Origin of the sequence: Caballeronia sp. ATUFL_M2_KS44 (genome assembly GCF_023630965.1) — a bacterium.
Lineage (GTDB): Bacteria > Pseudomonadota > Gammaproteobacteria > Burkholderiales > Burkholderiaceae > Caballeronia > Caballeronia concitans.
Genome location: NZ_JALQEA010000077.1, coordinates 1 through 6,144, shown reverse-complemented (window position 1 = coordinate 6,144; position 6,144 = coordinate 1). Strand labels below are relative to the sequence as shown.

10 protein-coding genes and 1 pseudogene are annotated in these 6,144 nt (G+C 58.0%); 4 read left to right on the top strand and 7 right to left on the bottom strand.

The features are described 5' to 3' along the window. The 5 genes and pseudogenes from NCR39_RS29300 to NCR39_RS29280 form a co-directional block, all read right to left on the bottom strand. Positions 1-134: pseudogene (locus NCR39_RS29300) on the bottom strand (integrase); the annotation flags it as partial. Positions 135-435: 301 nt separating this feature from the next. Continuing rightward, a complete protein-coding gene (locus tag NCR39_RS29295; RefSeq protein ID WP_250456288.1) occupies positions 436-1,239 on the bottom strand; it encodes a transglutaminase-like domain-containing protein in 804 nt (267 codons plus the stop codon). Positions 1,240-1,548: 309 nt separating this feature from the next. After that, positions 1,549-1,788 (bottom strand): hypothetical protein, encoded by a 240-nt coding sequence (locus NCR39_RS29290; RefSeq protein ID WP_014253392.1) that lies wholly within the window; start codon positions 1,786-1,788, stop codon positions 1,549-1,551. Positions 1,789-2,070: 282 nt separating this feature from the next. Next, positions 2,071-2,286 (bottom strand): hypothetical protein, encoded by a 216-nt coding sequence (locus NCR39_RS29285; RefSeq protein WP_250456290.1) that lies wholly within the window; start codon positions 2,284-2,286, stop codon positions 2,071-2,073. Beyond that, positions 2,255-2,803, bottom strand: coding sequence for a hypothetical protein (locus NCR39_RS29280; RefSeq protein WP_250456291.1), 549 nt, complete (start codon positions 2,801-2,803; stop codon positions 2,255-2,257). The genes NCR39_RS29285 and NCR39_RS29280 overlap by 32 nt, the downstream gene beginning before the upstream one ends. A 185-nt stretch (positions 2,804-2,988) precedes the next feature. Between NCR39_RS29280 and NCR39_RS29275 the strand changes: the two genes are divergently transcribed. The 3 genes from NCR39_RS29275 (at position 2,989) to NCR39_RS29265 (ending at position 4,830) form a co-directional block, all read left to right on the top strand. Next, positions 2,989-3,231, top strand: a complete 243-nt coding sequence (locus tag NCR39_RS29275) for a hypothetical protein (RefSeq protein WP_250456287.1) — start codon at positions 2,989-2,991, stop codon at positions 3,229-3,231. Between the two features lie 110 nt (positions 3,232-3,341). Continuing rightward, complete coding sequence (locus NCR39_RS29270; protein WP_350029712.1) at positions 3,342-4,349, top strand: trypsin-like peptidase domain-containing protein; 1,008 nt, start codon at positions 3,342-3,344, stop codon at positions 4,347-4,349. A gap of 244 nt (positions 4,350-4,593) precedes the next feature. Then, on the top strand, positions 4,594-4,830 hold the full coding sequence (locus tag NCR39_RS29265) for a hypothetical protein (RefSeq protein ID WP_250456286.1): 237 nt from the start codon (positions 4,594-4,596) through the stop codon (positions 4,828-4,830). Positions 4,831-4,971: 141 nt separating this feature from the next. On the opposite strand, the gene NCR39_RS29260 is transcribed toward NCR39_RS29265, so the two are convergent. Both NCR39_RS29260 and NCR39_RS29255 read right to left on the bottom strand, forming a co-directional pair. Next, positions 4,972-5,169 (bottom strand): hypothetical protein, encoded by a 198-nt coding sequence (locus NCR39_RS29260; protein ID WP_033537232.1) that lies wholly within the window; start codon positions 5,167-5,169, stop codon positions 4,972-4,974. A gap of 197 nt (positions 5,170-5,366) precedes the next feature. Beyond that, entirely contained in the window at positions 5,367-5,522 is a 156-nt protein-coding gene (locus NCR39_RS29255) for a hypothetical protein (protein ID WP_160297420.1), read from the bottom strand. 437 nt (positions 5,523-5,959) lie between these two features. On the opposite strand from NCR39_RS29255, the gene NCR39_RS29250 reads away from it, so the two are divergent. Further along, the coding region (locus tag NCR39_RS29250; RefSeq protein ID WP_250456285.1) for a hypothetical protein at positions 5,960-6,144 on the top strand (185 nt) is incomplete at its 3' end.

Sequence of the window (6,144 nt, the reverse complement as noted above, 5' to 3'; positions counted from 1 at the left end):
CGAGCGTTGGACGACATCTGGAGCCTCGTCCGAATCGCCCAGATCTCACGGAGCTTCAATGGCGGCTTCTGACCGGTCAGCCTTCCCTTGTTCCAAGGCACCCGGTATGCGCTGGAGGAATTAAGCGTTTCCATGACAACCTCCTCTTCAATGAAGGGAGATCGATTCTGCGCTTTCGGAAATGGTCACGGTCCGTCCCAGATCGGCCGGTCAGCAGATTGCAGTCAGTGAGTCGGATTTCCGACCCGCAACGGGCACTCAGCCTTCTCCAAAGCGGCCGCTGGAAAGACCTCAATGCTTTGGACAATCTCACGCGTCGCGCCACAACGCTCAACTCCGCGCAACAGACCGTTAGCTTCAAACTGCACATTGCAGCGCGACGCATCTTATCCGTATATCACCGCGCCGGCTTAGTGTCGGAGGGGCGTGGCCCGGTCATTCCTGGTCGCAGTGCACCTTGAAGTGCGTTAGCACGGCGGCCCCGAATGCATTGCTGATTGCGACATCGGCGGCATCGCGCCCGTATGCCATCAAAACACGTCCAATACGCGGCGCGTTGTTTCGCGGATCGAACGTCTGCCAGCTACCGCCCACGTAAGCTTCAAACCATCCCGCAAAATCCATCGGCGCGGTAACGGGCGGCAAGCCGACATCGCTGATATAGCCCGTACAATAGCGCGCCGGAATATTCATCGCCCGGCATAGGGTGACGCCCAGGTGGGCGAAATCACGGCAGACGCCCTTGCGTTCGCGGTAAACGTCCCACGCAGTTTTAGTCGGTCGCGCATGCCCGTAATCAAATTCGATGTGTTGGTGCACGTAGTCGCAGATTGCCAGAACAGTGTCGCGACCCGGCGTGCACTGACCGAAAATTTGCCACGCGATCTCGACCAGTAGATCGGTCTCGCAATAGCGGCTGCCCAATAGAAAAGTCAGCGTATCGTCAGGCAACTGCTCGACCGGATGCGCCCACCCCTCGATGGGCCGCGTCTCCATGGAATCTGACACATTCAGCAGCGCTATGGTGCTCAATGCCACACGTCCGACAGGTGCCACGATCCGACTGCATAGGTTGCCGAACAAATCGCGATATTGCCTTATCGGCAGCGGCGGATCGGTGACGAGGACATCCGCCACAACGACATCTTTGGCGTGCGAAAAATGCGTGTTCAGCATCAGCATCATCGGCGTGGGCTGCAGGCACTCGTACCACAGTTCGTATCCGACGCGAAGTTTCATGGATCCCGGATCCTCCGTAGTTCGCTGATTGCAGGTGCCGTTGGGCCTGGTATTCGGAGATGCAATGCGGCACAAGGCAACAAGGGATGCTTCCCACTACCGGGCTCATGCTCTCGGCAAAAGATAGTTGCCTACTGTCGTTGCTGAGCGGAATCTTGAAAGGGCGCTTTCTTGCCGGTTCAAAATCGGGGCCGACCGATGTTCATTTCCGTACGCGGGTGATCATCAACCTGACCTTACCCCCGAAACCGGCTAGGCGCCGTCCATTAACACTTACTGAGTGTAGTGGGTCGGGAAACAGACATGCAGTCAATCGGCGGGACCGAGTAACACGTCGATTGCTGCTTGGCCGGCAATTTCGGCCACCAGATAGGCCCAACGCTCAGTAAAAGGTCCGTTGCGCAACGGGATGCGGCCTCCCCGCGCACCGAGCACTTCGAGGTTCGTGGCGCCCCTTATCTGAAAGGTCACATCAAAGGTGTTCTCGTCGGCAGCCGAAGTCAGTTCGATCTGAATCTCGAAGCCGCGGTATGCGATCGTTCGGTGCATGAAAGCCTCCCTTTCGTCTTCGGAGACTAACATGAGTCAGCATCGGACGGTCTACGCAACCTTTGGGATAGGTTTTCATGCATGCGCCACCACGGGTAATCAAATATGTACGTACCGGAACCTTCAGGACCGCAACTACCGATTTCGTGAATGCTTCTAGTCCTATACCGGTGCGTTAGCGCATTTGTTGAAGGACCTCGAAGCCGTCGAGGAACGGCCGGCAACCAGTGCAGACCGACGGCACGGCGCAGTGTGCCGTAAGCGGGGCGCGGGCCGCTCGCATCATCTGAAGCGTGTTGCAAGCCACTCTTGCGCCCACTTGGTCGCAAATTCGACGGCATCTGCGCGAAGGTCGAAGCCCCCGAGGTCACCGCTAATAAACACGTCGGTCGGGCTGCCATCCGCGGCGTGACCGTTGATGCGTGCGTGCGCCATGTACTCGCCGTCTGCCCTTCGGGGCGTCGGGTCAATGCGAAAGCTCGTCGGATTCGTTTGCATGATCTTCAACTATTCTATCGACCGGTTCGAAAGGCGGGCGCGCTTGGGCCGTTGCATTCTGCTGGGTCGCTGCTTCCCGCACGCGATGGTTCGTCTGCTTGCCGAAGAACGCGCGGCTTCTTGGGCAAGTGTCGATCACTTCCTCTGCATACGCCGTGCAGGCGCGCCGTGCATCGCCCGAGCTCTGATACCCGCTTTGTGCGGGCAGCCTGAACACGCAACTGCGCGACTGACCGGTTTCCGCTTCCGGCTCTTTGATGCGCACGGCGGCATCGAAACCGTCCTCATAGTTGTGACCGTGACCGCACAAGGTCGGTTGGCGTGGAAAAACGAGCGGATAGATTTCCAGCCCCCGATATAAGCGAAAATTGACTGCCATGAGTGAGCCCTCGCCCCGTTCAGGCGCCAAAATATGACTGTGTGAGAAGTAGTTTCGGTAGTACTGACAGATCGACCGCGTTGCACGGCCCCGAATGACGGACTTCGGTAAGATAGTCGAAGCACTGCTGGAAGCCAAAGTGGCATCGCTGTCCAGTCGGTACGTCCCATGCTACCCGCTTCGGAGACTTTGTACAGCTAACTTTGAAACGGGCAACCTGGGCTGATGTCAGAAGGAAGCGCGCTCTGCTAGCAATTGACGGGCTATACTTAAGCATTCTCCGTAAGTCCGAAGAGACGCCTGTCTCTACCAATGGAGCGCCTATGTACCGCATCATTCCATTCCGCGGCTTCGAGATCCACGTCAGCCTGGCGGTGTCAGCCGAAGATCCGTATGACGTGACGTTTCAACTCAAAGGCGGCTCCAATCTTGGCGTGCTTGGTCGCGCCGGCCACAGCATCCAGATTCATAACGGTCCCTTTTCTCATCGCTGGGCTTATTTCAATGCAGAGAGCGCCGGGCAGGCGGCAGTCGATACCTTTCTCGATGCGCAGCACGAGGCTTGACAAGCCGGCTTTGCATGGGCTTTACCGTCGCCCCTCAATCCTCTTGGTCATGCATCCAATTACCTCGACGATCTCGCCCTCGGAGCTTCATACGTTGCATAGACCTCTCAATGAACGCTAACCTTGTCGAACTGTACGTAAGCCCGAATGGCGATAGGTGGCTGTTGGTTGCCGCAGCCAACGATCATCTCGTCGTTCGGCACGTTCCCAGCACCGCTTCAGGGGGGCGCTCATCAGAATTGTCCCTCTCGGCCTTTCTTTCCGCCGACGACGCAACGCCGCAGCAAGATGCGCTGCTTCGACTGATCAGCCGACTTGTCTTGCCGCTCGTAAGCGCCGGCTCAACTGTACCGGTAGAGGTTCCCGCACTGCATCGACCGACTGCGGATAACTTGCTTCTCACGGCGGCCCGTGTGAGAACCTTCGCCAGCGCACAGCATCTCACCAATGCAAGCGGCTTCTTCTTTGCCCGTGACCAGCGCCTCTTTCTCGTCACAAGCCGTCATGTAGTCAACGACGAACCTAGCAAGCACTTTCCCGATCGCCTCGAAATCGAGCTTCACGTCGATCTAAATAACCTAGGCGCGTCGACGTGGTTTTCGATGCCATTGTTTTCGGAAGGCCTCGCAATGTGGCGTGAAGGCTTGGACGACGGCGGCACGATCGATGTCGCGGTGCTGGAAATGCACAAAGCAAGGCTGCCATCAAGTGCCGTCTTCGAAGCTTTCACGCCTGAACATCTGCCGAAGTCTGGGGATGTCATGCCGATAGGCGCCTCGGTTCTCATTGTAGGGTTCCCGCTCGGCTTTCACGACTCGCTCCACCATCTGCCCGTCGTGAGACAAGGCGTCGTTGCATCGGCTTTCGGTCTCCGCTTTCAGGGTAAGGGATGCTTCATTACGGATGCGCGAACGCATCGAGGGACAAGCGGCGCACCTGTGGTGATGAGCAAGCCGTTGAGGGAACAGTCGGCGACGGGTGAGAGATTGCCATGGACGCTTCTTGGCGTTCACTCATCCACCATTGACATGGGCGATCGCGACCTCCAGGTCGACGAGACGCTCGGCCTCAACAGCGCATGGTACGCGGACATTCTGATGACGCTCACGGAACATTGAGGCAATCGTTTCTTCCGGCGCCGGTAGCTACCTTCCAACAAAAGCTGCTCGAGCGGTTCGGCTCGCCATGACGACGGACGAAAAAACTCACCGGCCTTCCGAGGCGGCGCCGCTTCGAAAAGCTGCAGGGGGGCCGAGATAGCGCCGTCAGAGGCTTGCGGAATGGGCACGGGTTCACCATGTCGGCATCCGCGCGCCAGGGCTTGCATTCGTGGTGGTCCTTCAGCTGTCACCGGATCAAACCATGCCAGGCGCCCGACGTGCTCGGCAAATTGCCTGCTTATCAATTGGGCACATCACCGAATCGGTTGCGATCGACAAGGATACGATCTACGCGATTCCGCTTGGCAAAATGCTGTCGTTAATCGACGACCACGTTCGTCTGAAAGATCCCGAACCGCCCGGCTATCCGCCAACCTCGATCGATTTCCTTATGAGCTTCCGGCATAGTGAATGTTGTTCTACGGTCTCCACTCGTTGACGGAACTCACCCTGTCTGAACGCAAACGGAGGGTGAAACGGACGCACGCCCCGTCGAGATGGCATGCCGCAGCCCGAGCCTCCTTCCTTTCTTAAGCGGTGCCGCCAGCCGACGTCGGCAACTGTCAAACAACGACGGAAACTATCTCTGGGAATAGCCCTCTCGCCACAACGTGGCACCGACGGCCACCAAAATTTGGGCGTCGCCTTCCTCTAGACGATCCCAGGCCGACGCCAGCCACTGCGCCAGTCCGTTGCACGCGTCATTCAACGTGACGTAGTCTCTTCCCTCAACGTTGAACTGCTCAAAGGTAGCAAGTACGTTTTCTTCTGTCGCCATGTCAATCCCCAGGGTGGGTCCCCACTCGACAAGCATAGCCGCGAGTTGCTTGAAATATACTGGACTGTCCGCGCGCACTTCTCACACGCCTTCGTTACAGGATCTGCTGCACGGCCTATCACGGATGCAGTCCGGTTGTGGCGACTGCCACGGGGCGCGAGCCCGAGCGACGCACATGACGTCGATTTCGCCGGCCGTCAACTGCCGTCCTGGGTCGCACGCGCCGGCGAAACGTAGATTGACTTCGAAAAAAGCGTCTCACCGCCCATCGATCGATCGAGTACACCGATCGCTCGGTTGAGCAGGCCGATCTCGGCGCCCATGCTACGCGCTTCACGCATATAGAAGTTCACGGCATCGAGTCCGTCAATGGTACTGGCATCGCCTAGCGGTTGCCCCGGCCACCGAGCGAGAAGTACTGAATCGACCTCGGGCCCGCAGCTGTCCCTACGCGACAAAGTGCACCCGGTGCCAATGTGGACCACTTCGCTCCGAGCACGATCTGCGTGGAACTGCGGAAGTGTCGAAAGAAACTCCAGTAGAGGATACATTTGCCCTCCAGGGCGTGTGCCTGCGATAGGTTGGGGATCATCCAGCGCGTTGCAACGGCGGATATACCGATCATGCAGTCGCCAGGAGTACAGACTTTTTCAACGCGACGATATTGCCCGCTTTGCAGGAGTCGCTCTGCTTTACTCCGTTGCGAAGGCCGAAAGGCAATCGTTGATGAGGTCGCAGACTGCCGCGGACCCGCTCATCGCCACGCTTCCTTGACCGCTGGCGATGACATGTGGGTTCTCGCCGGCTCTGTTCAGCCGCTGAAACGGTTGCCTATATCGACTTAGAGCAGACCGCCGTAGCACTGCGCGTCACCTTGCCGTCTAACAGCTATGATCGGACACTCGATTCACCGGTAGTCGACCCCGTGTTTTCGGGAAAAAATGACTGGCAGGACGAGCTGACTATATTGTCTGA

Bases quoted from the DNA above. Each gene is read 5' to 3' on its own strand.
- NCR39_RS29295 (WP_250456288.1), bottom strand. From the start codon at position 1,239: ATGAAACTTCGCGTCGGATACGAACTGTGGTACGAGTGCCTGCAGCCC.
- NCR39_RS29290 (WP_014253392.1), bottom strand. From the start codon at position 1,788: ATGCACCGAACGATCGCATACCGCGGCTTCGAGATTCAGATCGAACTG.
- NCR39_RS29285 (WP_250456290.1), bottom strand. From the start codon at position 2,286: ATGCAAACGAATCCGACGAGCTTTCGCATTGACCCGACGCCCCGAAGG.
- NCR39_RS29275 (WP_250456287.1), top strand. From the start codon at position 2,989: ATGTACCGCATCATTCCATTCCGCGGCTTCGAGATCCACGTCAGCCTG.
- NCR39_RS29270 (WP_350029712.1), top strand. From the start codon at position 3,342: ATGAACGCTAACCTTGTCGAACTGTACGTAAGCCCGAATGGCGATAGG.
- NCR39_RS29265 (WP_250456286.1), top strand. From the start codon at position 4,594: ATGCCAGGCGCCCGACGTGCTCGGCAAATTGCCTGCTTATCAATTGGG.
- NCR39_RS29260 (WP_033537232.1), bottom strand. From the start codon at position 5,169: ATGGCGACAGAAGAAAACGTACTTGCTACCTTTGAGCAGTTCAACGTT.